Consider the following 25,850-nt stretch of genomic DNA (forward strand, 5'->3'; position numbering starts at 1 on the left):
GCCCCCGTGTTACCTTGAGCACCTTGAGGTCCAGTGGCACCCGTGTTACCTTGAATACCTTGAGGCCCAGTGGCCCCAGTAGCCCCCGTGTAACCATGAGCACCTTGAGGTCCAGTGGCACCGGTAGCACCGGTGTTACCGTGAGGTCCCGGAGCGCCAGTGGCGCCAGTAGCCCCAGTAGCCCCCGCAGGTCCTTGAGCGCCCGTATTGCCGGTAGCGCCTGTGTTGCCTTGAGGTCCCTGAGGTCCAGTGGCCCCAGTAGCCCCAGTAGCCCCCGCAGGTCCTTGAGCGCCCGTATTGCCGGTAGCGCCTGTGTTGCCTTGAGGTCCCTGAGGTCCCTGAGGTCCAGTGGCACCAGTAGCGCCTGCTGGTCCAGTAGGTCCGGTAGGTCCTTGGATGAACGAAGCAGAATTAACTAGAGCAGTTTGTAATGCTGCTATTAATTTAAGGAGCTCTTGAAGTGTGCAAGGGTCAATTCGGAATAATTTTGTAATGTATAGTAAATAGTTAATGAGATTTTGAAGCTCAATAAATACAGCGCTTGCTACAAAGGTTGGATTTCTTAATATAGTTATTAAGTTTTTAATAATAGCTAACCCTTGTGCTTTCAGGGAGGAAGTAGCGTCTAGTGAACAAATAAATTTACTTAGTAGGTTCAATGTATCGATTAGATCTTCAATATTTTGGGGAGATGGATTGGCGAAAAGTTTTGGGATTATTTTTGTTAAGTCAATAATAATCGCACGAAATGTTCTAAGTTGAGCTTTAGTAATTGGGATTGATGGAGTATTTGGGATTCGTCCGGCGCTACTTGGAAAGCATGGTTTGGAGAATTTGTTTTGATTGTCGTTATAACGAGACATTAAATCTCTCCTTTCTCACGAAAATGTGAACGAAACTCATCATAGTAGATGCAGAAATTAGTTAAATGGTCATAGTAAAATCGTTTGTTTAAAGAAAAAATAGAAAAAACACCTTACAATAAGGCGTTTTTTCTATTTTCTGCGTATTGATAATATCGCTTTAATGAAATTTTTGATTTGAATCCAGCGAGTTTTATAATTTCTGATTCAGGAGTTTCTTTTTTTATTAAGTTTAAAATATAGGTGTTACGAAAATGTTGTCCTGAAATTCCTTTACGTAAATTGGCTCTAGCCACTTCGAGGCGAATCATTTTTTGTATAGCAATTTCCGTTAATGCCTTTGGTGCATCATTTTCATATACCCACCTGTATGTTCCGCGGTTAAAATCGAATGCGACAAATAATGGATCATCACTATGGTATTTAGGGCGAACTGGTTCTGGGATGCTTTTGTAATAATTATATAGTTGTTTTTTGTCTTCTTTTGCTAATGTAATTGTTCTTTCTACACCTGCGGTTGCTGGGATTGACAATGTGTTAGTTTCAAAGTGAACGTGATGCATTGTTAATGCTGTAAGTTCCTGTAAGGATAAACCGTAGTCGATCAATAGATTTAAAATAGCGATATTGCGAGCCATTAATAAAGGGCGCACAGGAAGTTGTTTTTCTGAAAGTCCTTCTAATGAAGTGACTATATACTTTAATCTTTTTTCTTCATCAGGTGAAATGAAATCTTCGTTACGAAGTGTACGGTCTGGTTGAATGGATATTTCCATATTCTTCAATGGATTAGGGATGTTTAGAAAATGATGCATTCTATTTAGTACAATAAATACACGATGCATCGTTTTTTCTGAGTAATGTCGATTCGTTTTTAAATCGGAAAAGTAATCTTCGTAGTCTTTTGTACAAAGTGTAGCCCATATATTACTGGAAGGGAGCTTTTTGTTTTTTTCTAACCAATGTCCGAAGTCTTCAACGTCATAAACATAACGTTTAATAGTTGAGGGTTTTCGGCCTTTATTCAATAAAAAAATAGAAAAGGCTTGTATTGTATCATGGAATTCCGTTGTCTCCATAGTCCCACCACCTTAATTATTTCTTATATTATAGCAAACTTTTCTGAAAATAGGCATTTACAAGGGGGACAGGAATAATAATATTTGGTGAGTGGATAAAATGAGGTGATTGTATGGAACAATCGATGCGAAAGAAAAACAACAATCAAATTAATATTGTGTTAAACCATCGAAAGAAAATTTCTTTGCCAGCCGCAGAAAATAAAACGGTAATTTCAAATGAAACTGCAATTAAACATGAAATGCTGCAGAGAATTGAAGAAGAGATGGGGAAGCTTGTTGGGATGGATGATATAAAAAAGATAATAAAAGAAATATATGCTTGGATTTATGTGAATAAAAAAAGACAAGAGAAGGGATTGAAGTCTGAGAAGCAAGTACTTCATATGCTGTTTAAAGGGAATCCGGGTACAGGGAAGACAACTGTTGCTAGAATGATAGGAAAATTGCTGTTTGAGATGAATATTCTATCAAAAGGGCACTTGGTTGAAGCTGAACGTGCTGATCTTGTAGGAGAGTACATCGGCCATACAGCTCAAAAAACAAGAGATTTAATAAAAAAAGCAATGGGAGGTATTTTGTTTATTGATGAGGCGTATTCTTTAGCTCGAGGAGGAGAGAAGGATTTTGGAAAAGAAGCAATTGATACGCTTGTAAAACATATGGAAGATAAACAACATGGTTTTGTATTGATTTTAGCTGGATATTCAAGAGAAATGAATCACTTTCTTTCATTAAATCCAGGGCTGCAATCTCGTTTTCCATTTATTATTGAATTTGCGGATTACTCGGTAAATCAGCTATTGGAAATTGGGAAGAGAATGTATGAAGATCGTGAATATCAGTTATCAAAAGAAGCTGAATGGAAATTTAGGGATCATTTACATGCGGTGAAGTATTCGTCGCAAATTACATCGTTTAGTAATGGGCGGTATGTACGGAATATTGTTGAAAAATCAATTCGTACACAGGCGATGCGGTTGTTGCAAGAAGATGCATATGATAAAAATGATTTAATTGGAATATCGAGTATGGATTTGATGCTCGAAGAGGAGACGCACAGTACATAAACTGTGCGTCGATTTTTGTGTATAAGTTCGTTTACTCTTTTTTGGCTTTTTCTTGGTGTGTTTTATGGAAGTGTTCCATTTTAGCGCTCTTTTCGTGTGCTGAATTAGGATCGTGTCCAAATTGATTTACTGAGCTTTTTTGAGCTCCTTTATTAACGTGGTTTGTCATTTGTATTCACCTCACTTTAAAAATTAGTATAAACATTATATAAAGAAAAAATCGTTAGAAAAGAAAAACCTCTTTACGATATGTAAAGAGGTTAGAGTGCTATTTATGCATTGAACGTTCTTTCGTTTCGATACGTCTGTGCGGTAAATGCCATTTGTAATGAATAGAAACCATGCGGAAGCAAACAATTAAAATGAATAGAATGTAAAGAGCCCAATCGCTAACAATAATTTGAGCTCCAATTAAGAAACCTGCTAAAATTGTCCAAAAGGCATATACTTCAGCTCGAAGAACGAGAGGTTTTCTGCGGGCTAAAAGATCGCGAATGATACCGCCGCCGATACCAGTTAAAACAGCTGCTACAATTGTGGCGCTAATTGGTAAATTTAATTTTTGGGCATATAATGCTCCTTGTACAGCAAATGCCGATAAGCCAATAGCGTCAGTGATATTTTCCCACTTTTTCCAATGTCTAATTAACTTATTTGGAAAAAGAAAAATAATAGTCATTGATAAAAGTGCGATTTGGAATAACATGTCTTGTTGCCAAAACGCGACAATCGGATAACCGATTAATAAATTACGAAGGGCACCTCCCCCAAATGCGGTTGCCATTCCTAAAATATACACCCCGAAAATATCATAATCCTCTTCCATTGCAACAATGGCTCCGCTTAGTGCGAAAGCGATTGTGCCTATGATGCTAAAAATCTCCCATGCCATGAATTTTCTCCCCCGCTAACTAGATGAAATGTGCTTCCTCTGCTATTATATTAGAAGGTTTAAATTTCGAAAAGGATGAGTGAACATATTTGATGGAAGAAAAAGAAAAAGTCATATTAGTAGGCTGTCAATTGCCACAAGATGATGATGAAAAATTTATGCATTCCATGAAAGAGCTTGCATCACTAGCGAAGACTGCACGAGCAGAATTGTTAGTGTCAACAACGCAAAAACGACCAAAGTTTCATCCGGCAACTTACATAGGTAAAGGGAAATTAGAAGAGCTTACAATGTTAACTGAAGAGTTAGAGCCGGATGTTATTGTATTTAATAATGAATTAACGCCGAGTCAAATTCGGAATTTATCCTCAGTATTAGATGCGAGAGTAATTGATCGAACGCAACTAATACTGGATATTTTTGCGCAACGTGCGAAGTCGAGGGAAGGTAAGCTTCAAGTAGAATTAGCTCAGTTGCAATATACAATGCCGCGTCTTATGGGGCAAGGATTGTCCTTATCACGTCTTGGTGGTGGTATTGGAACAAGAGGACCGGGTGAGACGAAATTAGAGACGGATCGTCGTCATATTCGATCGCGTATTGATGAAATAAAGAAACAACTTGCAGTTGTTGTGGAACATCGAAAAAGATATCGTGAGAGAAGAAAAGATAATAAAGTATTTCAAGTGTCATTAATAGGGTATACAAATGCAGGGAAATCGACACTGTTTAATAGATTAACGGAAGCTGATACGTTTGAAGAAAACCTTCTGTTTGCAACATTAGACCCAACGACAAGGAAGATGCCGTTACCTTCTGGTTATACAGTATTACTAACTGATACTGTTGGTTTTATACAAGATTTACCCACTTCATTAATCGCTGCATTTCGTTCAACACTGGAAGAAGCGGGGGAAGCAGATGTCATTTTACATGTAGTTGATTCCGCGGATCCTAACTACATAAGGCATGAAAAAACAGTAAAAAGATTATTATCAGAACTTGAAATTAACCATATTCCTGTTATTACGTTATATAATAAAAAAGATGAATTACATCAAAACTTTATTCCGTTTCCGAAAAGTGATTTCTTAATGACTAGTGCTTTTGAAGAAAGTGATTTATTGCGTATAAAAGAAGCGATAGAAACGAAGATGAAGAAAGAAATGGATCGTTATCGAGTGGAAATCCCTCCGAGTGAAGGTAAGTTGTTAACGCTTTTAAAGACGGAAACTCTATTAGCAAAGATGGAGTTTCTAGAAGATAAATTTGTATATGATTGTGCAGGGTATATTTTTGCTCATTCATCACTTAATGTGCAATTAAAGAGATTTTTAGTGGAAGAAGGAGACAATAAAAATGTTTGATCGTTTGAAAAATGGAGAAAAAATTGCTCCAATCGTAAAAGAAGTAGAGAGTCAGATTACAGAAGTACATAAACGTGCGGATGAAGTAATTGAAAGCAATCAGTTTCGTGTATTAGAAAGTTTTCGTAAACATAAAATTAGTGACTCGCATTTTATCCCGACAACAGGTTATGGTTATGATGATATTGGCCGTGATACGTTAGAAAAAGTATATGCTGATGTATTTGGGGCGGAAGCTGGACTTGTTCGTCCGCAAATTATTTCAGGTACTCACGCTATCTCTACAGCGTTATTTGGTATTTTACGCCCCGGAGATGAGTTATTGTATATCACTGGGAAACCGTATGATACGTTAGAAGAAATTGTTGGTGTACGTGGGAAAGGTGTAGGTTCATTTAAAGAATATAATATCGGTTACAATGCAGTTCCGCTAACTGAAGCTGGGCTTGTTGATTTTGAGGCTGTTGCAGCAGCGATTCATAATAATACGAAAATGATCGGTATTCAGCGCTCGAAAGGTTATGCTACTCGTCCGTCGTTTACTATTTCTCAAATTAAAGAGATGATCGCGTTTGTTAAAGAAATTAAACCTGATGTTGTTGTGTTTGTAGATAACTGTTATGGCGAGTTTATTGAAGAGCAAGAGCCATGTCATGTTGGTGCAGATTTAATGGCGGGTTCGCTTATTAAAAACCCGGGCGGCGGAATTGTTAAAACTGGTGGTTATATTGTCGGGAAAGAACAGTATGTTGAAGCGTGTGCATATCGTTTAACATCTCCGGGAATTGGCGCTGAAGCTGGAGCGTCTTTATACAGTCTGCAAGAAATGTATCAAGGGTTCTTCTTAGCGCCACATGTTGCAGGACAAGCGCTGAAAGGTGCAATTTTTACAGCTGCGTTTTTAGAAAAGTTAGGAATGAACACGTCACCAGCGTGGAATGCACCAAGAACAGACTTAATTCAATCTGTTCAATTTGATGATAAAGACCGTATGATTGCCTTCTGCCAAGCGATTCAATATGCATCTCCAATTAATTCGCATTTTACTCCGTATGCAAACTATATGCCAGGTTATGAAGATGATGTAATTATGGCTGCGGGAACATTTATTCAAGGTGCAAGTATTGAATTGTCTGCTGATGGTCCAATTAGACCGCCATATGTTGCGTATGTGCAAGGTGGCTTAACGTATTCGCATGTTAAAATTGCGATTTGTTCTGCGATTGACGAATTGATTGAAAAGAATTTATTAACAATTTCTTAAAGGGAAGCTGTCGATTTCGGCAGCTTTTTTCGTATAAAAGTAATGATTTATGCGATTAGAAAAAAGAGTGAAAAAATTCATGAAAAAATTTATAAAAAATCATGTAAGAAAAGCTAACATCTATTGACACTAAACATAACATAGTATAAAATGAGAAGCAGTTAAGGCGAAGGAGGAACTGAAAAATGAAAGAAGATAGACGTTCTGCCCCGCTGTTTCCTATTGGTATTGTTATGGATTTAACACAATTGTCTGCACGTCAAATTCGCTACTATGAAGAGCATAATCTTGTTTCTCCAACCCGTACAAAGGGGAATCGTAGATTATTTTCATTTAACGATGTAGATAAGTTGTTAGAAATTAAAGATTTGTTAGATCAAGGCTTGAATATGGCTGGTATTAAACAAGTGTTACTAATGAAAGAAAATCAAACAGAAGCAGTGAAAGTAAAAGAAGAAACGAAAGAAATTTCAAAAACTGAGCTTCGCAAAATACTTCGAGACGAACTACAACATACAGGTAGATTCAATCGAACTTCATTGCGACAAGGTGACATTTCAAGATTTTTTCACTAAAGATAACTGATTCTGAAGGCGATTAGAGGGACTAAGGAGGAATTTATAATGTCTAGATACACAAAAGAAGATATTTTCCGTTTGGCGAAAGAAGAGAATGTAAAGTATATCCGTTTACAATTTACGGACCTTTTAGGGGTAATTAAAAACGTAGAGATTCCAGTGAGACAATTAACGAAAGCTCTTGATAACAAAATGATGTTTGATGGATCTTCGATTGAAGGTTTCGTACGTATTGAAGAATCTGATATGTATTTATATCCTGATTTAGACACTTGGGTAATTTTCCCTTGGACAGCTGAAAAAGGTAAAGTAGCTCGACTAATCTGTGATATTTACAATGCAGATGGCACTCCATTTGATGGAGACCCACGTAACAACTTAAAACGTGTGTTAAAAGAAATGGAAGCTTTAGGATTTTCAGACTTCAATCTTGGACCAGAGCCAGAATTCTTCCTATTTAAGGTTGATGAAAAAGGAAATCCAACATTAGAACTAAACGATAACGGTGGATACTTCGACCTTGCGCCGATGGATCTAGGGGAAAACTGTCGTCGTGATATCGTTCTTGAACTTGAAGAAATGGGATTTGAAATTGAAGCATCTCACCATGAGGTTGCTCCAGGGCAGCACGAAATTGACTTTAAATATGCAAATGCAATTCGCTCATGTGATGACATTCAAACATTCAAACTTGTTGTAAAAACAATTGCTCGTAAACATGGTCTACATGCAACGTTTATGCCAAAACCACTATACGGTGTGAACGGTTCAGGTATGCACTGTAACTTATCATTATTTAAAAATGGTGAGAACGTATTCTTTGATGCAAACGGTGACTTACAATTAAGTGATGATGCTCGTCACTTCATCGCAGGTATTTTAAAACATGCACCAGCATTTACGGCGATAGCAAACCCAACTGTAAACTCATACAAACGTCTAGTACCTGGATATGAAGCGCCTTGTTACGTAGCATGGTCTGCACAAAACCGTAGCCCGTTAGTGCGTATCCCTGCATCTCGTGGTATTAGTACACGCGTAGAAGTACGTAGTGTTGACCCAGCTGCAAACCCATATTTAGTAATGGCTACATTATTAGCTGCAGGTCTTGATGGAATTAAAAACAAATTAACTCCACCAGCAGCAGTAGATCGTAACATCTATGTAATGACAAAAGAAGAGCGCGAAGAAGCAGGTATTGTTGACTTACCAGCAACATTAGCGCAAGCATTAGTTACATTACAATCTAATGAAGTAGTATGCGGTGCACTAGGAGAACACTTACTTGAGCACTTCATCGAAGCGAAAGAGATTGAGTGGGATATCTTTAGAACGCAAGTTCACCAATGGGAACGCGATCAATATATGTCTCTATACTAAGAGGATTGAACCCTTGATACAACTCGTATCAAGGGTTTTTTAATTCCCAATTATTACACTTTTATGTGGTTATAAAATGAAAAACAGCCACATAAAAGCCACGAATTAATAACAAGTAGTGATATCATAGAAAAACATTATCAGATAAACGTAAGTTTTATATAATTTGTGAAATAAAAAAGCCTTGATACTACGGTATCAGGGCTTTTTTAGTGAAGTTATTGGATATATTAACTACTAGATAATGGATTGTTTTTGGTTATTTTAAATCATGTTACTAAGAAAATCTTTTCAAAAGAATTGATTTTATCTTTTTTTAAATCACTTGTGCTATAACTTAATAATTCTTTACTGCCTGTACAACGCGACCAATGATTTTTACATCTTCAGCTGAAAGGTCGTAAGTTTTTGGTTCGTGGATAGGGTCATTACTCAATGGTATTAAAGTAATGATGCTTCCAGATTTTGAAATCTTTTTCACGGTAGCATCATAACCATTGACTTTTACAACAGCAATTTGTCCGTTTTCAACATAAGGAGTTTCCTCTACTAAAACATAAGAACCATCAGGGAATTCGAGATTCATGCTAGTGCCTTTTACAGTAAGATAAAAATACTTTTTACGCTTGTTTAAAAATGTACTTAGCATGGGTAAATAGCCTTCGATATTTTCTTCAGCGAGTATTGGTGTACCGGCTGCTACAGAACCAATGATAGGAATGTAAATAATGTTTGATTGATCGTTTTGGATGGTTTCATAAATAGAAACTTCTTCTTTAACAGTATTGCCCTCTTGTGTTGCGAGTCTTTCTAAATCATCAGTAGTGATTCCTAATCCCTTACAAACTTTTATGACATTATCAACAGATGCTTTACCAATCCCTCTTGATAACATGGATTGCAGTGTTGTGGGGGGGAGACCTATTTTTTCGGCGAAGGCTCTTTTACTATAGCCAGCTTCTTTTATTAGGCGTGTTACAACCTCTGCTTTTTTCATTACTTTCACCATCTTTCGTATTAAAATGTATACGATATTGCGTATTCCTGTATATATCATAACCTAACTAAATTTGTTAGTAAATAGAACAATATACGAAATTGAGTATTTAAATGCGTTTTTTTGTTGACTAAATACGGAATTGAGTTTATATTTAAATGGAAATGAACGCAACATCGTACAAAAAAACAGGTGGTGAGTCGATGTATCCGAATTTGCGTGCAGAGATGGCGAGAAAAAGAATTATGATTACACAAATTTCTTCGCATCTGAAACTTCGCCACGCAACAGTGAGCGACAAAATAAATGGTAAATTTCGTTTTTATTATGATGAAGCTTTTGAAATTAAGAAAACTTTTTTTCCAGAACATAGTTTGGAATATCTTTTTGAATTTGAAGAAAACGAAGCGAATTGAAATCGGAGGAGATTTACTTAAAATGTAATGCTATAAGCGAATTATTGAATGATACTTTAATAAGAGGGTTCATATCAAAGTATTTAATTTAAATTACGATAATTAGTTAATCTGTAAAAAGAAAGTAACGAATTATGTGTAGTGCTAAATTATCTCAATGCAATAAAGATAGTTCAAAATTAGTAGTGAGGAGGAGATGAGGATGGGGCAATTAACTGACTCATCAGTACATAGTTCATTAGTATTTGAAGTTAATGGAAAAGTAGTAACGGATAGTTTGGTAATTGCGAAGATATTCAAAAAAAATCACTTCGACGTTTTGAAGGAAGTTCGAAAACAAATTGTATATGTAGGTGAAGAGTTTGGGGGAGAAAATTTTCACGAGTCCACTTATGTTAATTCAAAGAACAGGCGAACCTCTAAATATGATTTAACAGAAGAAGCATTCACGTTACTTGTTATGGGATATAACAGTAGAGAAGCGGTTGGAATGAAAATTAAATTTATGAAAGAGTTCAAACGAATGAAGCAGTATATACAAAATCAACAAAATGTGCCAAAGGATCCAATGGGGGTTTTAAAGTTAACATTTGCTGCGTTAGAAGGACATACTCAGGAGATACAAGAAATAAAGTCTGAGGTGAAGGGGTTGCGAGAAAATACTCCGCTTTATGCTATCGAGTGTGAAGAGATAACAAGGGCTGTAAAAAGGTTAGGTATTATGTTATTGGGAGGTAAAAATTCAAATTCTTATCAGGATATCGGTCTTAGAAGGAAGTTATATAGAGATATTTATAGTCAGTTACATCGGGAATTTGGTGTGAATAGTTATAAAGCTATTAAACGTTATCATTTGGATAGAGCAATACAAATTATTAATGAAGAATATTCAATTCCAACTGTTTTAAATGAAGAAATTACAGTTAAAAACTCACAAATAAATATGGCAGACATTCAGTAGGAGGAAAGAACATGCAAAGAAAGATTTTAGTAATTACTAGTAGTTTAGCAGGGTTACCAACTGTCAGTGAATTTAAAACAAAAGAAGATGCAAAAGAGCAGGTTAGAAAGCTTATTCAAAAAGGAATGAGTCAAAATGTGATTCGTATAACACAAGAAATTCCTATGAATATCGAAATTCAAGTGGATGTTGAATTTGAGGAATAAGAGAGGTTTAGAAGAAAATAGATATGGATAGCATGATTGTTTTGAATGAATGCATAAGAAAAGAATCCGTTGCAGCGGATTCTATAAGAAAAAATATCTCTAGATAAGTATAACATTGAATACCGTTTTTGAGAATTTATGAGGTGGCTAGTATGGGGATTATTCGAGTGAAAAAAGATAGTAATTATTCCGTTATAAATAATACTGGTTTAAAAGATGAAAGGTTGTCATGGAAAGCGAAAGGGATCTTAGCCTATGCGCTTACATTACCAGACGATTGGACTTTTCATATTAGCGAATTAGCTCGACATGCTAAGGATGGAGAAGATTCGCTCCGTACAGGTTTTAAGGAATTAAAAGAATTAGGTTATGTAAAACGTTATCCTGTTCGTGACGGGAATACGAAAAAAATTACAAAGTGGGATACGGAAATTTACGAAACGCCACAAAGGAACATGCCACAAGTGGAAAACCAAGATGTGGTAAAGCCATATGTGGAAAATCAGAAACTACTAAATACTAATAGACTAACTACTAATAAACGAAATACAAATATACAAAATACTAATCATTATGATGATATGGATAAATTAGAATCTCGTGTATTCATCAATGAGAGGGTTAAAGTAAGTTGTAACTTTATTAAGGGGATGGGCATTCCGTTAAGTGAAATTGCAATTGCAGAGTTGGGGGATTTTTGTAATTTGTTTAGTGATGAGTTAATTCAGCATGCAATTAATAAAGCTGTTGATGAGAATGCACCAAGATGGAACTACATTAAGGCTATATTGAGGAATTGGAAGGAGAAAGAAGTTAAAACATTAGTTGATGTGGCCATACTAGATAGGTGTTTCGAAATGAGTAAGAAAAAGAAATATAAAGGGACAGGTAGGAAGTATTCAAATAGAAAAGAGATTGTACCCAATTGGTTATATAAAGATGATGAATCAACAAATCTAGAAGAGGAAAGAAAAACTGTACAGTCTATTGATGAAGAGCGTGAGAGATTACAAGAAGTGTTAAATAAATATAAGTCATAAGGAAAACCGTTAGATGATTTTGTTATTTTAAAATATATTATCTTAATAAAATAATAATGCATTTATATTCTTCAAAGATTCCCGATGCATAGTGAACAGTATTATAAAAATAGTAGTGAATGCTTGGATCAAGTATGAACGATTTGTAATTTCAGTTTATTTCTTAAATTTCTATGGGGACTGTTAGAAGTCTTTTCAATAGGATTCAGGAATTAATTAAAAATATCGAAATTCTAAAGATAATGAACTGATCAATAGAGGATAAAAAATGTTAGGGAAGGGTTGTGTTTATAAAATGAAAGATGATTTACAAGTAATAAAGATTGAAAAAGCTAATAAGCATATTCATTCTATTAAATTAGTATTAAGAGACTTTGTAAAAGGAATGGAAGTGGGTGAATCAGTAAGTGTTCGAGTGGCTCAAAGATTATAAGAAGTTAGAAGAAGAAATTGCTTATTTAGAATACAACTTAGACAAATCAAAAGCCGAATTGAAGCGTTGGATTAGCGGTGATTTGCAAAATGTACGATTAACCGCTGAATCGGAAGGGGCTAAGGTAGAAGGACGGATTGAGGCAATTGAATATGAATTAGCTTATAAGATGAATGAAGAGTATGATTTAAGGCTTTTGATTAATAAGTTTACAGGACTGGATCATCAAATACTTAAAATGAAATATGTTGATGGGATGACTTTAGAACAAATTGCGTTTGAATTACATTATAGTACAGGCTATATACGCCGAAAACACGCTGAAATAAGGAAGATTGTCAAGTTTTTAGATGGATTTTAGTGTTACCTTTTTGTAGGATACATGCAGTGTACAGAAAGTATTGAAAAAGTGATTTATAGTAGTAATATAAGATTTCGACGAAAGGGCAACTATTTTTATGGTTGCTCTTTTTGTTGTGAAAGAAGGTGAGTAACATGAAGTGATTTGATGGATTAATGGGTCTTTAGCTTCTAGTTATATTTAGTAAAGTAGTAGTTTTACAGGCGAAAATAATAGAAAAATAAGGAGATGTTTAATGATGAGTTTATTAGCTGCTTCAGTTAAAACAAAGAATCTGCCACAACAAGTGTTACGTTGGCAATCAATGGTAGAAAGTGAATGTTCAGCACAAGGTGTGTCTGAATTAGTTCCCTATGTACTTGGGATTATTATGGTGGAGAGTGGAGGAAACTCTGAAACAACACCTGATATTATGCAGTCCAGTGAATCACAAGGTTGGGCGATGAATACAATTAAAAATCCTAAAGATTCAATTTATTATGGAGTAAAGCATCTAAAAGGAGCTTTTGATGATGCAAAGAAAAATGGCATTACAGATTTAAGTGCCATTGTTCAATCATATAATTTTGGACGAGCTTACCTTCGCTGGTTAGCTTCTAACAATAAACAACATTCATTACCGGTGGCAGATCAGTATTCTAAAACGGTTGTTGCGCCATCACTTGGAAATACGACTGGTGCTATGGTGAAATATAGTAACCCTATCGCTGTTGCTTACAATGGTGGCTATCGATATAAAAATGGAGGGAATTTCTTCTACTCTGAAATTGTTAAGCAATATGTGGATTTTGATGGAGGAAATGGTGGCGGTGATAATAAGCCATTACAACCAAAAGGACTAGGAATTGCAACGTCTAAATACCCAGAAGGATCGGGTATCAATTTATATAGTGGTCCTGGAAAAGATGCTTGGTTCACAGGTAATGTCATTAATACAAAAATGCCATATTTAATTATAGATGCTGCTTGGTATGGTGGAAATGAAAAAATGTTGTGCCTAGGTTGGGAAGCATGGGCAAAAGAAGAACACTTTGAAGTGCAGTGGTTCCATGCTTATTCAAAATATCCAGCAGGTTATGGTATTAACACATATGATGGTCCAAATGGAAATTATAAAGGAAATGTAGATGGATCTTATCCATATGGCGTTTTTGCGAGAAAAGATGGTTATATCGATATTGGACAAAATACATGGGTAAAAGAAGAACATTTTAATGTAAGGTAATAACAAAGGATCTCTTTTTCTTTGATTATAAATATTAAATTTGAACATTAAGAAAAAATCTTATAAAAGGTGCTTTTTTAAGTGCCTTTTTATATTACTTATAAATAGAAAGGAAGATTATTATGGCAAAATTTATTTATCCAACAGATACAACGAGAGTAACAAGTGGTTTTAGGGGGAGCAGACCAGATCATCATGGGATAGACCTTGCTGAATCGGGCTATCATCCAATTTATGCAGCGGCTAGCGGACGAGTTAGTCGTTCTTATGTTTCATCCAGTTATGGTGAATGTATTATGATTGTGCACACTATTGATGGGATTACATGGGAAACGGTATATGCCCATATGCGTAGTGGTTCTCGAACAGTAAAAGAAGGTGATTCTGTTACACAAGGACAAACTATTGGGATTATGGGGAACACAGGGGATTCTAGTGGTCAACACTTGCATTTTGAATTGCATAAAGGGTCTTGGAACGTTAATAAGAGTAATGCTGTGAATCCATTAGATTACTTAGGAAAAGGAGAAGGTGGTGGTACAACTGATCCTTCTAATAAACCACTACAACCAAAAGGATTAGGAATTGCAACGTCTAAATACCCAGAAGGATCGGGTATCAATTTATATAGTGGCCCTGGAAAAGATGCTTGGTTCACAGGTAATGTCATTAATACAAAAATGCCATATTTAATTATAGATGCTGCTTGGTATGGTGGAAATGAAAAAATGTTGTGCCTAGGTTGGGAAGCATGGGCGAAAGAAGAGCACTTTGAAATAGAGTGGTTTCATGCTTATTCAAAATATCCAGCAGGTTATGGCATTAACACATATGACGGTCCAAATGGAAATTATAAAGGAAATGTAGATGGATCTTATCCATATGGAATTTTTGCAAGAAAAGATGGTTATATCGATATTGGACAAAATACATGGGTACAAGAAGAGCATTTTAATGTAAGATAATATCTTTAAATCTGCACGTATTAAGTAGGATGAAAAAACTTGTTATCATACCTCTTGAGATGAGAGTAATATCTGTAAAATGCTGGGCGGAATATAGAGTGGAAGTTTTGAAAGAGCAACTGATGTAAAAGGTTGCTCTTTTTCCTTTTTGAATATGAGGATTATAACCCATTATATAAAATGCGGCATGTATGAGCATTTAATTTCTAGATGGACTTAATAATTCAATGGAATTTTACATGATAAAAAATAAAAGAAAAAGGAGATGTTCAGTAATGGAAATTAGAAGAAAATTAGTGGATCCAAGTAAATATAGTATAAAGTGTCCCAATACAATGACACCAGAATTCATTACAGTACATAATACGTACAATGATGCATCAGCAGAAAATGAGATATCGTATATGATTGGAAATAATAATTCAGTGTCGTTTCATGTTGCAGTAGACGACAAAGAAGCAGTGCAAGGTATTCCGTTTGATCGTAATGCTTGGCATGCCGGTGATGGTAACGGGAATGGTAATCGTAAATCTATCGGGGTTGAAATTTGTTACTCTTTAAGCGGTGGAGATAGATATTATAAAGCAGAAGATAATGCAGCAATTGTTATTGCTCAGCTAATGAAACAATTCAATATACCGATTAGTAACGTACGTACACATAAATCGTGGAGTGGAAAGCATTGCCCACACCGAATGCTCGATGAAGGAAGAGTGGATCAATTCATTGAGAAGATAAACAAAGCATTTAACAAAGATAATAATAAACCACTACAACCAAAAGGACTAGGAATTGCAACGTCTAAATACCCAGAAGGATCGGGTATCAATTTATATAGTGGCCCTGGAAAAGATGCTTGGTTTACAGGTCATGTCATTAATACAAAAATGCCATATTTAATTATAGATGCTGCTTGGTATGGCGGGAATGAAAATATGCTTTGCTTAGGTTGGGAAGCCTGGGCAAAAGAAGAACACTTTGAAGTGCAGTGGTTCCATGCTTACTCAAAATATCCCGCAGGTTATGGCATTAACACATATGATGGTCCAAATGGAAATTATAAAGGAAATGTGGATGGATCTTATCCATATGGGATTTTTGCAAGAAAAGATGGTTATATCGATATTGGGCAAAACACATGGGTAAAAGAAGAACATTTTAATGTGAGATAAGGATATGAGAGTAGGATCACTCGTATGATTCTCTTTAATTTTTGAAAAGGAGATGAGAACGATGGAAGAACAAATCTTCAATTCAATGATTCAACAAGGAGCATTCGCAGCTTTATTTGTATGGATGCTGTTTACTACGCAAAAAAAGAATGAACAGCGCGAAGAACAATATCAAAAAGTTATTGAAAAAAATCAACAGGTCATTGAAGAACAAGCAAAAGCATTTAGTTCGTTGTCGAAGGATTTATCAGATGTTAAGCGAAAAATCTTGGGGAACGATGATGAGAAATAAAATATGGTATTAAAGTATTTGTCACGTATGCAGGTTCTCAAATAGGAATTCGATTAATATATAATAATGAGAAAAAGCCCTAATACCGATAAGTATTGGGGCTTTTTCTCATTAGCTATAGTGAATAAGGTGTGGTGGATTCTTCAAGAGGAAAGAGTGAATGAAGTTTAATATTAATGTAAATGAAATGAAACCTTGAATGCTGCTCAGTTATAACGCAGTCTTATTCAGAATTTCGTTAGTTCATTTTCTAAATTTAGGGAATAAATATAGCTTAGTACCTTGCAATAAATAATACTAAGTGGTATATTATGGATAAAGTAGGTACCGTGTATTGAACAGTACTGAGATAGGGAAGGAGGATGGCGCTTGAACGTTCAGTTTAAAAAAGGTGTGCTTGAACTTTGTGTATTAGCACTTGTAAAACGTAAAGATAGTTACGGTTATGAACTTGTTCAGCAAATTTCTAATAAATTTTTAATATCGGAAGGGTCAGTATACCCTTTATTACGTCGTTTGACGAAAGAAGGGTATTTTCAAACGTATTTAAAGGAATCTACGGAAGGGCCACCTCGTAAATATTATCAATTAACAGAGCAAGGGGAGACGCAATTTCATTTGTTAGTAACAGAATGGCGTGATTTTGCGAAAGGGGTACAAGAAATTATTGAAGGGGTGGAATGGGATGAGTAAAGAAGGGTTTCTTAAAGAATTATCAAGTTATCTTAGAAAGTTACCAGAGGAAGAGAGGCAAGATATTTTATTGGATTATGAAGAGCACTTTCAGTTTGGACTAGAAGAAGGGAAAACTGAATCGGAAATAATACAGGGCCTTGGTTCTCCGAAAGTAATCGCGAAAGAATTACTTGCGATGTATCGCTTTGATGAAATGAAAAAAAATCCATCGACTTCAAATGTGACAAGAGCTGTTATGGCAGCGATTGGACTTAGTTTGTTTAATTTTATTATTGTGTTAGGCCCGTTAGTCGCAATTATTGCTTTTATATTTTCTTTTTGGATCGGTGGTATTGCTAGTGTAGTAACACCATTTTTCGTTATTGGAAAAGTATTTATGGGTACTTTTATATGGTTGGATCTTTTCGTTAGTATAACGTTTGTTGGAGTAGGTTTATTGTTATGTATTATCGCTTTTTATAGTACAAAGTGGTTTAAGAGATTGTGTGTACGATATGTAATATGGAACTTCAAAATGATAAAAGGAGAGTAAATGATGAAAAAACTATTTTTAATCGCTATCGCTTGTATCATTATTGGAGTAATAGGAATTTCCCAAACATATGAAAAAGCAGTACAGACTGCTGAAAAAGGCGATAAAGAAAATGTAATTAAAAACGAAACATTAAAAAATATAGAAGTTAAGTTAGATGCCGGGGATATTATTGTCCAAAAATCTCCTGACTCTTCTTTTTATGTAAAGCAATCGGGAGATGTACGTAAACAAGAGATTCGTATCGCAGAAGATGGTGACACATTAAAAGTTATTGGGGAAAGAGAAAAAGGTGCTTCATTTGATTTTTCTTTTTACGATTTTAGGTTTCAAACGTCTAAATTGACTCTCCTTGTGCCCGAACGCTCTTACCAAGATGTAAAAGTAAATTCATCTGCTGGACAAATCGAAATGAGTGATGTGAAAAGTGATAGCGTAAGTGTTAGAACACTTGCTGGAGAAGTAGAGTTGAAACAAGTAACGGCTAAGAATGTGGAGGGATCGACAAAAGCTGGTGAGGTGAACTTTAAGAAGGTATTAGGGAAAGTGACCGCAAAAACAACAAGTGGGGAAATAAATATTCAAGATCATGATTCTAAGTATAATCTAGAAGCAATTTCAACTGCGGGAGATATAGATATTACTTTATCGGAAAAACCACAAGATGCGGTAATTACTGGGCAAAGTGCTGCGGGAGATGTAACAATTTTTAATGAAGAAAATAAAAATGTAACAATTGGAAATGGTAGTAAAAAGATTAGCGGTAAAACGGCTGCTGGAGATGTGACGATTGAAACTCGTTAATAAGAAATAGAATGCATGGAAATCTATCAAAATACAAAAAGAAGATAATTACCGTATGTAAATAAGGTAATTATCTTCTTTTTATTATTTTTAATGTAAATCACGATATACGCCAATTACTTTCCCGATAACTGACACTTGTTTTAAAATGATAGGTTCTAACGAAGAATTTTCTGGTTGTAGACGGAAATGGTCTTTTTCTTTATAGAAACGTTTAACAGTTGCTTCGTTATCTTCTGTTAAAGCGACTACAATTTCACCATTATATGCAGACTGTTGTTGGCGAACAACAACTAAATCTCCATCGAAAATACCAGCTTCAATCATACTATCTCCAGAAATACGTAACATGAACACTTGGTCTGCTCCAGCAACAATACTAGCTGGAAGTGGGAAATGTTCCTCTACGCTTTCGACCGCCGTAATTGGTAAACCAGCAGTAACTTTTCCGACAATTGGAACTTGAATAACAGATTGTGTTTCCGTATCCATTCGGTCTTCGCCTAAAATTTCAATGGCACGTGGTTTTGTTGGATCGCGTCGAATGTATCCTTTTTCTTCTAATCGTGATAAATGTCCGTGCACTGTAGAACTAGAAGCGAGGCCGACTGCTTGACCAATTTCACGTACGGAAGGTGGATATCCTTTTTCTTGTACTTTTAGCTTAATAAAGTCGAGAATGTCTTGCTGGCGTTTCGTTAACTTTTCCATGTTTTCTAACACCTCGTTTTCTTTCATTTTTCTTATTAATAAGTATAACATGTGAAAAAACATTCTACAAACATAAGTTCGAACAAATGGCGGATTTATGTTACACTATAGGGAAATAATAGGGAGAAAGAGGGGTTCAAAATGAATGCAATTATTTATGCACGTGTGAGTACAACGAAAGAAGCGCAAGAAACATCATTGTTACGTCAAAAAGATGAATTATTGCATTTAGCTGAGCGCTATCAAATGAATGTTACTAAGGTGATTGAAGAGCAGGCTAGTGGATATACAATTGAACGTGACGGTATATTAGAGGTGTTGGATACAATTCGAGACGAACAAATTGATGTGTTACTTATACAAGATGAAACGCGCCTTGGTAGAGGAAATGCGAAGATCGCATTAATGCATTGCTTACATAAAGAAGGCATAAAAGTATATACGCATACACATAATGGTGAATTACAATTATCGGATTCTGATTCGATGGTATTAGATATTATTGGTATTGTTGAAGAATATCAAAGAAAGATTCATAACTTGAAAATTAAACGAGGCATGCAACGTGCAGTAGAAAAAGGTTATCGTCCAGAAAATAATTTAAAAAATCGTCATTTAAGTGTAGGAAGAGAGAAAAAAGAAGTGCCAATTGAGGAAATTGTACGTTTGCGAAAAAGTGAACTCACGTTTGAAGAAATCGCAGCAACATTACGTGGATTTGGTCATAATGTTTCAAAGGCGACTGTACATCGTAGATATGTAGAGTATACGAAGCAATTGCTTGATAAAGAAGAGTAACTATTGTATGATAATAATCAGTTTTGATTAGAAGGGGGATTCGAGATGATTAATCACGAACTCGTTGAACGCATTAACTTCTTAGCGAAAAAAGCAAAAGCTGAAGGTTTAACTGAAGAAGAGCAACGTGAGCGTCAATCGCTACGTGAACAATATTTAAAAGGATTTCGTCAAAATATGTTAAACGAACTTAAAGGTATTAAAGTTGTTAACGAAGAAGGTACAGATGTTACACCGACGAAATTAAAAGCTTTAAAAAAGCAAGATAATGCAAAATTAAATTAAAAGATGGGCGAAGCCCATCTTTTTTATTTGTAAAAATCGTTATTTAATAACTTTCCAGTTGTTATTAACAGTTGCTTCTATCGTTTTATGTTCCAATATATAATTAGCGATAAGTTCAGACATATCTATGGGTATATCTTTTACTACCGGTTTGTTTTGAAACATAAAAAAATTTCCCCCGCCACTTGCACGATAATTATTCATTACAACGTCATATTCTTCATTCATATTAAGAGGAGCACTGTTATGCTGTAAAGATTCTACTCTTTCACCAATTGGTTTTGAAATGTTTAATACGTATGAAATCCCTTCCCACATATCATAATTATAATGTTGTGGCTTTGGTTCTATGTAGATAGGACTTACGGTGATTGATCCATCTGTTTTTAATGTGAAATAAGAAGCAGAGAGTTCAAGAGCATCTTTTATATCTGCTCCAGTTATTCTAATTACTTTTAATGTGTTTGGATAAATATAATTAGAAACGATATCACGCATTGTTACATGTTCAGGGAAACCTGAAGATGTATTATGGAACAAACTTGTACAAGAAATTGATACATTAGCTATATTCATCTGTATTTTATTTATGAATTCGATAAAAGGATGATCATGCAAACGAGTTTGCATAGCATCTGAAATTTGCATGTCCCCCTGAATGATTCCAATAGGTTGATCAAGCCACTTTTGTGTTTTCTCTTCGTAATCGGCTACCAATGAAAGTACATCTTGGTCCGCCTCAACTCCTTGTACAGATAATAATTCAGAAGAACTCTCTTTTTTCACCCATTTATGTTTTGTTTTTTCGAATGTTATTTTTACTTTTCCAACTGAGTGTCCATTGCATCCAGTCTGTAAAATTGTTACACCGTTAGCCATCGTATGAGAAATTTCTCGGTGTTGATGACCTGTTAGTAAAAGATCTATACCTTCAATTTCATGGCACATTGCATATCCTTGGTTTTCTCCTGTTAACACTTCAGTCGGTACCCCGGTTTGTAAATCTCGTTCAACTCCCCCGTGATACGCTACGACTAGTAAATCTGGTTTCTCATGTTTGCGAATGTAAGAAACCCATTCTTTTGTAGTCTTTAATGCATCTTCAAATAGTAAATCTTTAATGTGATGGGGTTGTTCCCAATTGGGAATGTAATGCGTTGTCACTCCTAAAATAGCAATTTTTATATTTGATTCAATATGTTTTATTACATATGGTTTCCCGAAATAAGGTTTTTTACTGTTTTTATCTAAAATGTTTGCTGATAGGTACGGGAAGTTCGCAGTAGTCACAGCATTATTTAATATATCCATCCCGTAATTAAATTCATGATTGCCGATAATTGCAGCGTCATACTGTAAGTAATTCGCTAATAAGGACATTGGGTTTTTTTTGTTTTTTTCGTATGTAACATAATGATAAGTAAATGGTGTGCCTTGAATAAAGTCGCCATTATCAATTAAAAGAACGTTTGTATTTTGGGAACGTTCTTTTTTTATAAGAGTAGAAATTTTAGCTAAACCAAGTTCTGCTGGGGAGTTATCTTGGTAGTGAATAGGATAAACAGTGCCATGTATATCGCTTGTTAATAAGATGTTTAAAGTTACAGTTTGATTTTGTTCCAATATGACTCACCTTTTCTATTGTTATCTTCCAATTCATCATATCAAATATGTGAAGAGAATTTTAATGTGAGTGTATAGAATGTGTAAAGATTCTGTAAATAATCAATTATTTGTAAAAATATGTGATATATTTCTTCATGTTTATGAAAGGTTATTTTATAACAATGAAAAATGGAGGCATTAACATGTTGAAAAAAGTTTTTGCAATGAGCACAACAGTTGTACTAGCAGCGGGATTATTAAGTGGCTGCGGGACGAAAGAGTCAAGTGCAAGTAAAAATGAAGATACGAAAAAAGGGTATGTACCGAAGACTTTAAATGTTCAATTTGTTCCTTCTCAAAATGCGGATACGTTAGAGGCGAAGGCAAAACCGCTTGAGAAGCTATTAAGTGATAAGTTGAATATTCCAGTAAAAGTTAGTATTTCAACGAACTACAATACAATTGTAGAAGCGATGGCATCTAAACAAGTAGATGTAGGATTTTTACCGCCAACAGCGTACGTATTAGCACATGAAAAGAAGGCTGCAAATGTAATTTTACAAGCACAACGTTTTGGAGTAGATGATGAAACGGGAGCCCCTACAAAGGATTTAGTAGACTTTTATAAATCTGAGTTTGTTGTTAAAAAAGACTCTAATATGAATAGTGTAAAAGATTTAAAAGGTAAAAAGATTGGTTATCAAGATGTAACATCATCAGCAGGGTATGTATGGCCTGCAGCTGTTCTATTAAAAGAGGGAATTGATCCGTTAAAAGATGTGAAACCTGTTACATTAAAAGGTCACGATCAGTCGCTTATTGCTCTTTTAAATGGTGACGTAGATGCGGCTGTTGTATTCCAAGATGCTCGTAATATTGTAAAAAAAGATTATCCGAATATATTTGGTCAAACGAAAATAGTGAAATTTACTGAGAAAATTCCGAACGATACAATTTCTGTACGATCTGATTTAGATGCAGAGTGGAGCAAGAAATTACAAGATGCTTTCATTGAAATTGGAAAGAATGAGGAAGGTCACAAAATCATTAAAGAAGTATATTCACATGAAGGATATGTTAAATCTGATGATAGTAAATTTGATATCGTTCGTGAATATGGGAAGAAAGTAAAAACGCAATAATACATATGGAAATGGCAGCTAGCTGAAAGGGGATGTTTTCAGTTAGTTTGCCGTTTTGAATACATAGAAGGTAGGTAAGATGTGTGATAGAGTTTCGAAATGTCTCCAAAGTGTATCCAAATGGTACAAAAGGATTGAATAATATAAACTTGAAAATTCAAAAAGGTGAGTTTGTTGTAATGGTCGGATTATCTGGAGCTGGAAAATCTACACTTCTCAGATCCGTAAATCGTCTTCATGAGATTACCGAAGGAGAAATCATTATTGAAGGTGAGTCTATTACTGCTGCAAAAGGAACAGATTTACGACGTATGCGTCGGGATATTGGTATGATCTTTCAAAGTTTTAATCTTGTAAAGCGATCAACAGTATTAAAAAATGTATTAGCTGGTCGTGTTGGATATCATTCCATATTGCGTACAACGTTAGGTTTGTTTCCGAAAGAGGATGTGGAGCTCGCATTTCAAGCGTTAAAAAGAGTGAATATTTTAGAAAAAGCATATGCACGTGCTGATGAATTATCAGGAGGACAACAACAACGTGTATCGATTGCTAGAGCATTGGCGCAAGAAGCGAAAATCATATTGGCAGATGAACCTGTTGCGTCGTTAGATCCACTTACGACAAAGCAAGTATTAGATGACTTAAAGAAAATTAATGAAGATTTTGGAATTACAACAATTGTAAACTTACATTCTATTGATTTAGCTAGGCAATATGCGACGCGTATTATTGGATTACATGCAGGCGAAATTGTTTTTGATGGTTTAGTAGAAGAGGCAACTGATGAAAAGTTTGCTGAAATTTATGGGGACGTAGCTCAGAAAAGCGAATTATTAGAGGTGGCAGTAAAATGAATGACGTGACGATATATTCAAATGAAATACCGAAGCCGCCGAGTAAATTGAAACATATGTTAACGTTTATTTTAGTTATTTTAATGCTGTGGAGTAGTAGTGTACAGGTAGATGCATCATTTTCAAAACTGGTAGATGGTTTTCCAAATATGGTAGATCTATTGAAAGAAATGGTGCCACCTGATTGGAGTTATTTTCAAGTTATTACAACAGTGATGTTAGATACAATACGTATGGCGATTATTGGGACGACTTTAGGGTCGATTTTAGCTATTCCACTGGCACTGTTTGCGGCAAGTAATGTGTTTACTAGTACATTTTTATACAGTCCAGCTCGATTGATTTTAAATTTTATTCGAACGATACCAGATTTATTATTAGCGGCAATTTTCGTAGCTATTTTTGGAATAGGACCACTTCCGGGTATTTTGGCTCTTACTTTTTTCTCAATTGGGCTTGTGGCAAAATTATTGTACGAGTCAACTGAATCAATTGATCCAGGCCCGTTAGAGGCGATGACAGCAGTAGGAGCAAATAAAGTGCAATGGATTGTTTATGGGGTAATTCCGCAAGTGAAAGCACATTTTGTCTCCTATGTTCTATATACATTTGAGGTGAACGTACGTGCAGCAGCTGTCTTAGGTTTAGTAGGAGCGGGTGGTATTGGATTATATTATGATCGTACACTTGGATTTTTACAATATCAACAAACTGCATCTATAATTATTTATACCCTTATTGTTGTTTTGTTAATTGACTACATTAGTACATTGTTGCGGGAGAAACTATAATGAATAGAACGACGATGATTGTGCCAAAACCGAAGAAACCGAGTATATATCGCTGGATTATTTTAATAGCACTTACAGTTGTATATGTATGGGCCTTTTCAGGAGTGCCATTAGAGGGGATAAAGGACACAGCAGGTGAAATCACGAAAGCAATTATGACAGGGATATTGAATCCAGACTGGTCGTATGTATCTTTGCCAGATGGTGAAGATTTATTACATGGATTAATTGATACGTTGGCAATTGCGATATTAGGTACATTTATTTCTGCATTTTTATCTGTTCCGTTTGCCTTTTGGGCGGCAACGAATATGAGCAGTGGGAAATTAACTTCAGGATCTGGAAAATTTGTACTTAGTTTTGTTCGTACGTTTCCTGAATTAGTTATGGCTCTTTTATTTATAAAAGCTGTTGGTCCAGGCTCTTTTGCAGGAGTATTAGCCTTAGGATTACATTCTATTGGAATGTTAGGAAAACTATATTCAGAAGGAATTGAAAACATAGATAAAGGACCCACGGAAGCGTTACTAGCAACAGGAGCAAACCGTTTTCAAATACTTTGGTATGCAGTATTGCCACAAGTGTTACCAGACTTTCTATCGTATACGTTATACAGGTTCGAAATTAATGTACGATCTGCTGCGATTTTAGGGGTTATCGGAGCAGGAGGGATTGGTACACCTTTAATTTTTGCGCTGAGTTCACGGAATTGGTCTCGTGTTGGTATTATTTTATTAGGTATTATTTTAATGGTAATTATAATTGATTTGATTTCAAGTTCGATTCGGAAAAGGATTGTTTAACTTATTTGAAAAGCATCGAAGTTAGATGCTTTTTATATTTTTAAAAACGTATTTAAAAACGTAAGTATAGAAGAAATTTGTATAAATATACAGATAATTCTCTTTCTTTTTAAAATAAAAATAATGAAAAAGTATGTCATATTGAATACCCATACATTCCCGGAATCATTGATTTTTTTATAAAAAATCAAAAAAACATCAACATATTTGTCGATACATGTTGTATAATCTTGCGTGGGAAGCTATCATATAAATGTATAAAACG

General features: G+C 35.2%; 31 protein-coding genes. 24 read left to right on the forward strand and 7 right to left on the reverse strand.

Translation table 11 applies throughout. The annotated features are described in order from the left end of the window. Window positions 1-863 (reverse strand): collagen-like repeat preface domain-containing protein (locus MR143_RS30095; protein WP_242281235.1); only part of this gene is annotated, 863 nt, incomplete at its 3' end. Between the two features lie 113 nt (window positions 864-976). After that, the gene (locus MR143_RS30100; RefSeq protein ID WP_000450324.1) at window positions 977-1,942 is read right to left on the reverse strand and encodes a tyrosine-type recombinase/integrase; all 966 of its coding nucleotides are present in this window, start codon (window positions 1,940-1,942) and stop codon (window positions 977-979) included. A 113-nt stretch (window positions 1,943-2,055) separates the two neighbouring features. Here MR143_RS30100 and spoVK point away from each other — a divergent pair, with 113 nt between their 5' ends. Next, window positions 2,056-3,012, forward strand: coding sequence for a stage V sporulation protein K (gene spoVK, locus MR143_RS30105; RefSeq protein ID WP_000438174.1), 957 nt, complete (start codon window positions 2,056-2,058; stop codon window positions 3,010-3,012). Between the two features lie 31 nt (window positions 3,013-3,043). On the opposite strand, the gene MR143_RS30110 is transcribed toward spoVK, so the two are convergent. Together MR143_RS30110 and MR143_RS30115 are read right to left on the reverse strand one after the other, a co-directional pair. Next, entirely contained in the window at window positions 3,044-3,181 is a 138-nt protein-coding gene (locus MR143_RS30110; protein ID WP_000181501.1) for a hypothetical protein, read from the reverse strand. 99 nt (window positions 3,182-3,280) lie between these two features. Continuing rightward, window positions 3,281-3,904 carry a trimeric intracellular cation channel family protein gene (locus tag MR143_RS30115; protein WP_000312267.1) on the reverse strand — a complete coding sequence of 208 codons (624 nt, stop codon included), beginning with the start codon at window positions 3,902-3,904 and terminating at the stop codon, window positions 3,281-3,283. 92 nt (window positions 3,905-3,996) lie between these two features. On the opposite strand from MR143_RS30115, the gene hflX reads away from it, so the two are divergent. From hflX to glnA, 4 genes are all read left to right on the forward strand, one after another. Continuing rightward, window positions 3,997-5,271, forward strand: a complete 1,275-nt coding sequence (gene hflX, locus MR143_RS30120) for a GTPase HflX (RefSeq protein ID WP_242281238.1) — start codon at window positions 3,997-3,999, stop codon at window positions 5,269-5,271. Then, window positions 5,264-6,535 (forward strand): methionine gamma-lyase family protein, encoded by a 1,272-nt coding sequence (locus tag MR143_RS30125; RefSeq protein WP_000460290.1) that lies wholly within the window; start codon window positions 5,264-5,266, stop codon window positions 6,533-6,535. The genes hflX and MR143_RS30125 overlap by 8 nt, the downstream gene beginning before the upstream one ends. Window positions 6,536-6,720: 185 nt before the next feature. Further along, on the forward strand, window positions 6,721-7,110 hold the full coding sequence (gene glnR, locus MR143_RS30130) for a transcriptional repressor GlnR (protein WP_000656783.1): 390 nt from the start codon (window positions 6,721-6,723) through the stop codon (window positions 7,108-7,110). A 48-nt stretch (window positions 7,111-7,158) separates the two neighbouring features. Beyond that, a complete protein-coding gene (gene glnA / locus MR143_RS30135; RefSeq protein WP_000092763.1) occupies window positions 7,159-8,493 on the forward strand; it encodes a type I glutamate--ammonia ligase in 1,335 nt (444 codons plus the stop codon). Window positions 8,494-8,830: 337 nt separating this feature from the next. On the opposite strand, the gene MR143_RS30140 is transcribed toward glnA, so the two are convergent. Beyond that, complete coding sequence (locus MR143_RS30140; protein WP_000708857.1) at window positions 8,831-9,490, reverse strand: LexA family protein; 660 nt, start codon at window positions 9,488-9,490, stop codon at window positions 8,831-8,833. 203 nt (window positions 9,491-9,693) lie between these two features. On the opposite strand from MR143_RS30140, the gene MR143_RS30145 reads away from it, so the two are divergent. The 13 genes from MR143_RS30145 to MR143_RS30205 all read left to right on the forward strand — a co-directional run bounded on the left by MR143_RS30145 (window position 9,694) and on the right by MR143_RS30205 (window position 18,593). Continuing rightward, the gene (locus MR143_RS30145; protein WP_000283431.1) at window positions 9,694-9,906 is read left to right on the forward strand and encodes a hypothetical protein; all 213 of its coding nucleotides are present in this window, start codon (window positions 9,694-9,696) and stop codon (window positions 9,904-9,906) included. A gap of 202 nt (window positions 9,907-10,108) precedes the next feature. Continuing rightward, entirely contained in the window at window positions 10,109-10,867 is a 759-nt protein-coding gene (locus MR143_RS30150) for a phage regulatory protein (protein ID WP_000531300.1), read from the forward strand. 11 nt (window positions 10,868-10,878) lie between these two features. After that, window positions 10,879-11,073, forward strand: a complete 195-nt coding sequence (locus MR143_RS30155) for a hypothetical protein (RefSeq protein ID WP_001189064.1) — start codon at window positions 10,879-10,881, stop codon at window positions 11,071-11,073. Window positions 11,074-11,225: 152 nt separating this feature from the next. After that, window positions 11,226-12,113, forward strand: a complete 888-nt coding sequence (locus MR143_RS30160) for a DnaD domain protein (RefSeq protein WP_000511417.1) — start codon at window positions 11,226-11,228, stop codon at window positions 12,111-12,113. A gap of 268 nt (window positions 12,114-12,381) precedes the next feature. Continuing rightward, window positions 12,382-12,546: a hypothetical protein gene (locus MR143_RS30165; RefSeq protein WP_000900734.1), complete on the forward strand. Its 165-nt coding sequence runs from the start codon at window positions 12,382-12,384 to the stop codon at window positions 12,544-12,546. After that, entirely contained in the window at window positions 12,521-12,907 is a 387-nt protein-coding gene (locus MR143_RS30170; RefSeq protein ID WP_000464427.1) for a DUF1492 domain-containing protein, read from the forward strand. The genes MR143_RS30165 and MR143_RS30170 overlap by 26 nt, the downstream gene beginning before the upstream one ends. 238 nt (window positions 12,908-13,145) lie before the next feature. Beyond that, window positions 13,146-14,132: a lysozyme family protein gene (locus tag MR143_RS30175; protein ID WP_033690184.1), complete on the forward strand. Its 987-nt coding sequence runs from the start codon at window positions 13,146-13,148 to the stop codon at window positions 14,130-14,132. A 122-nt stretch (window positions 14,133-14,254) separates the two neighbouring features. After that, window positions 14,255-15,097 carry a M23 family metallopeptidase gene (locus MR143_RS30180; protein ID WP_001051372.1) on the forward strand — a complete coding sequence of 281 codons (843 nt, stop codon included), beginning with the start codon at window positions 14,255-14,257 and terminating at the stop codon, window positions 15,095-15,097. Between the two features lie 275 nt (window positions 15,098-15,372). Beyond that, entirely contained in the window at window positions 15,373-16,269 is an 897-nt protein-coding gene (locus tag MR143_RS30185) for a peptidoglycan recognition protein family protein (protein WP_000405939.1), read from the forward strand. Between the two features lie 61 nt (window positions 16,270-16,330). Next, the gene (locus tag MR143_RS30190) at window positions 16,331-16,561 is read left to right on the forward strand and encodes a BhlA/UviB family holin-like peptide (protein WP_000392444.1); all 231 of its coding nucleotides are present in this window, start codon (window positions 16,331-16,333) and stop codon (window positions 16,559-16,561) included. 369 nt (window positions 16,562-16,930) lie between these two features. After that, complete coding sequence (locus tag MR143_RS30195) at window positions 16,931-17,254, forward strand: PadR family transcriptional regulator (protein WP_001102628.1); 324 nt, start codon at window positions 16,931-16,933, stop codon at window positions 17,252-17,254. Then, on the forward strand, window positions 17,247-17,789 hold the full coding sequence (locus MR143_RS30200) for a DUF1700 domain-containing protein (protein WP_000031383.1): 543 nt from the start codon (window positions 17,247-17,249) through the stop codon (window positions 17,787-17,789). The genes MR143_RS30195 and MR143_RS30200 overlap by 8 nt, the downstream gene beginning before the upstream one ends. After that, a complete protein-coding gene (locus MR143_RS30205; protein ID WP_002181226.1) occupies window positions 17,790-18,593 on the forward strand; it encodes a DUF4097 family beta strand repeat-containing protein in 804 nt (267 codons plus the stop codon). 90 nt (window positions 18,594-18,683) lie between these two features. Here MR143_RS30205 and lexA read toward each other — a convergent pair whose 3' ends face one another. Beyond that, the gene (gene lexA, locus MR143_RS30210; RefSeq protein ID WP_000413738.1) at window positions 18,684-19,304 is read right to left on the reverse strand and encodes a transcriptional repressor LexA; all 621 of its coding nucleotides are present in this window, start codon (window positions 19,302-19,304) and stop codon (window positions 18,684-18,686) included. 141 nt (window positions 19,305-19,445) lie between these two features. Between lexA and MR143_RS30215 the strand changes: the two genes are divergently transcribed. Together MR143_RS30215 and MR143_RS30220 are read left to right on the forward strand one after the other, a co-directional pair. Further along, complete coding sequence (locus MR143_RS30215) at window positions 19,446-20,102, forward strand: YneB family resolvase-like protein (RefSeq protein WP_000991471.1); 657 nt, start codon at window positions 19,446-19,448, stop codon at window positions 20,100-20,102. Window positions 20,103-20,147: 45 nt separating this feature from the next. Beyond that, on the forward strand, window positions 20,148-20,387 hold the full coding sequence (locus MR143_RS30220; protein WP_000607015.1) for a DUF896 domain-containing protein: 240 nt from the start codon (window positions 20,148-20,150) through the stop codon (window positions 20,385-20,387). A 39-nt stretch (window positions 20,388-20,426) separates the two neighbouring features. On the opposite strand, the gene MR143_RS30225 is transcribed toward MR143_RS30220, so the two are convergent. After that, entirely contained in the window at window positions 20,427-22,010 is a 1,584-nt protein-coding gene (locus MR143_RS30225) for a bifunctional metallophosphatase/5'-nucleotidase (RefSeq protein WP_242281236.1), read from the reverse strand. A gap of 185 nt (window positions 22,011-22,195) precedes the next feature. Here MR143_RS30225 and MR143_RS30230 point away from each other — a divergent pair, with 185 nt between their 5' ends. From MR143_RS30230 to phnE (MR143_RS30245), 4 genes are all read left to right on the forward strand, one after another. Then, window positions 22,196-23,134: a phosphate/phosphite/phosphonate ABC transporter substrate-binding protein gene (locus MR143_RS30230; RefSeq protein WP_000915056.1), complete on the forward strand. Its 939-nt coding sequence runs from the start codon at window positions 22,196-22,198 to the stop codon at window positions 23,132-23,134. 83 nt (window positions 23,135-23,217) lie between these two features. Continuing rightward, window positions 23,218-23,991 (forward strand): phosphonate ABC transporter ATP-binding protein, encoded by a 774-nt coding sequence (gene phnC / locus MR143_RS30235; RefSeq protein ID WP_000569248.1) that lies wholly within the window; start codon window positions 23,218-23,220, stop codon window positions 23,989-23,991. Continuing rightward, window positions 23,988-24,782, forward strand: a complete 795-nt coding sequence (gene phnE / locus MR143_RS30240; RefSeq protein WP_001000777.1) for a phosphonate ABC transporter, permease protein PhnE — start codon at window positions 23,988-23,990, stop codon at window positions 24,780-24,782. Before phnC ends, phnE (MR143_RS30240) begins: the two co-directional genes overlap by 4 nt. Beyond that, complete coding sequence (gene phnE / locus MR143_RS30245) at window positions 24,782-25,585, forward strand: phosphonate ABC transporter, permease protein PhnE (RefSeq protein WP_001082388.1); 804 nt, start codon at window positions 24,782-24,784, stop codon at window positions 25,583-25,585. Before phnE (MR143_RS30240) ends, phnE (MR143_RS30245) begins: the two co-directional genes overlap by 1 nt. The last annotated feature ends 265 nt before the right edge of the window (window positions 25,586-25,850 follow it).

This window comes from Bacillus cereus group sp. BfR-BA-01347 (genome assembly GCF_022663835.1).
Classification (GTDB): domain Bacteria; phylum Bacillota; class Bacilli; order Bacillales; family Bacillaceae_G; genus Bacillus_A; species Bacillus_A thuringiensis_K.

What these genes read in the sequence shown, in the direction of transcription:
- MR143_RS30100 (WP_000450324.1), bottom strand. Translation starts at nt 1,942, where the DNA reads ATGGAGACAACGGAATTCCATGATACAATACAAGCCTTTTCTATTTTT.
- spoVK (WP_000438174.1), top strand. Translation starts at nt 2,056, where the DNA reads ATGGAACAATCGATGCGAAAGAAAAACAACAATCAAATTAATATTGTG.
- MR143_RS30110 (WP_000181501.1), bottom strand. Translation starts at nt 3,181, where the DNA reads ATGACAAACCACGTTAATAAAGGAGCTCAAAAAAGCTCAGTAAATCAA.
- MR143_RS30115 (WP_000312267.1), bottom strand. Translation starts at nt 3,904, where the DNA reads ATGGCATGGGAGATTTTTAGCATCATAGGCACAATCGCTTTCGCACTA.
- hflX (WP_242281238.1), top strand. Translation starts at nt 3,997, where the DNA reads ATGGAAGAAAAAGAAAAAGTCATATTAGTAGGCTGTCAATTGCCACAA.
- MR143_RS30125 (WP_000460290.1), top strand. Translation starts at nt 5,264, where the DNA reads ATGTTTGATCGTTTGAAAAATGGAGAAAAAATTGCTCCAATCGTAAAA.
- glnR (WP_000656783.1), top strand. Translation starts at nt 6,721, where the DNA reads ATGAAAGAAGATAGACGTTCTGCCCCGCTGTTTCCTATTGGTATTGTT.
- glnA (WP_000092763.1), top strand. Translation starts at nt 7,159, where the DNA reads ATGTCTAGATACACAAAAGAAGATATTTTCCGTTTGGCGAAAGAAGAG.
- MR143_RS30140 (WP_000708857.1), bottom strand. Translation starts at nt 9,490, where the DNA reads ATGAAAAAAGCAGAGGTTGTAACACGCCTAATAAAAGAAGCTGGCTAT.
- MR143_RS30145 (WP_000283431.1), top strand. Translation starts at nt 9,694, where the DNA reads ATGTATCCGAATTTGCGTGCAGAGATGGCGAGAAAAAGAATTATGATT.
- MR143_RS30150 (WP_000531300.1), top strand. Translation starts at nt 10,109, where the DNA reads ATGGGGCAATTAACTGACTCATCAGTACATAGTTCATTAGTATTTGAA.
- MR143_RS30155 (WP_001189064.1), top strand. Translation starts at nt 10,879, where the DNA reads ATGCAAAGAAAGATTTTAGTAATTACTAGTAGTTTAGCAGGGTTACCA.
- MR143_RS30160 (WP_000511417.1), top strand. Translation starts at nt 11,226, where the DNA reads ATGGGGATTATTCGAGTGAAAAAAGATAGTAATTATTCCGTTATAAAT.
- MR143_RS30165 (WP_000900734.1), top strand. Translation starts at nt 12,382, where the DNA reads ATGTTAGGGAAGGGTTGTGTTTATAAAATGAAAGATGATTTACAAGTA.
- MR143_RS30175 (WP_033690184.1), top strand. Translation starts at nt 13,146, where the DNA reads ATGAGTTTATTAGCTGCTTCAGTTAAAACAAAGAATCTGCCACAACAA.
- MR143_RS30180 (WP_001051372.1), top strand. Translation starts at nt 14,255, where the DNA reads ATGGCAAAATTTATTTATCCAACAGATACAACGAGAGTAACAAGTGGT.
- MR143_RS30185 (WP_000405939.1), top strand. Translation starts at nt 15,373, where the DNA reads ATGGAAATTAGAAGAAAATTAGTGGATCCAAGTAAATATAGTATAAAG.
- MR143_RS30190 (WP_000392444.1), top strand. Translation starts at nt 16,331, where the DNA reads ATGGAAGAACAAATCTTCAATTCAATGATTCAACAAGGAGCATTCGCA.
- MR143_RS30200 (WP_000031383.1), top strand. Translation starts at nt 17,247, where the DNA reads ATGAGTAAAGAAGGGTTTCTTAAAGAATTATCAAGTTATCTTAGAAAG.
- MR143_RS30205 (WP_002181226.1), top strand. Translation starts at nt 17,790, where the DNA reads ATGATGAAAAAACTATTTTTAATCGCTATCGCTTGTATCATTATTGGA.
- lexA (WP_000413738.1), bottom strand. Translation starts at nt 19,304, where the DNA reads ATGGAAAAGTTAACGAAACGCCAGCAAGACATTCTCGACTTTATTAAG.
- MR143_RS30215 (WP_000991471.1), top strand. Translation starts at nt 19,446, where the DNA reads ATGAATGCAATTATTTATGCACGTGTGAGTACAACGAAAGAAGCGCAA.
- MR143_RS30220 (WP_000607015.1), top strand. Translation starts at nt 20,148, where the DNA reads ATGATTAATCACGAACTCGTTGAACGCATTAACTTCTTAGCGAAAAAA.
- MR143_RS30230 (WP_000915056.1), top strand. Translation starts at nt 22,196, where the DNA reads ATGTTGAAAAAAGTTTTTGCAATGAGCACAACAGTTGTACTAGCAGCG.
- phnE (WP_001000777.1), top strand. Translation starts at nt 23,988, where the DNA reads ATGAATGACGTGACGATATATTCAAATGAAATACCGAAGCCGCCGAGT.
- phnE (WP_001082388.1), top strand. Translation starts at nt 24,782, where the DNA reads ATGAATAGAACGACGATGATTGTGCCAAAACCGAAGAAACCGAGTATA.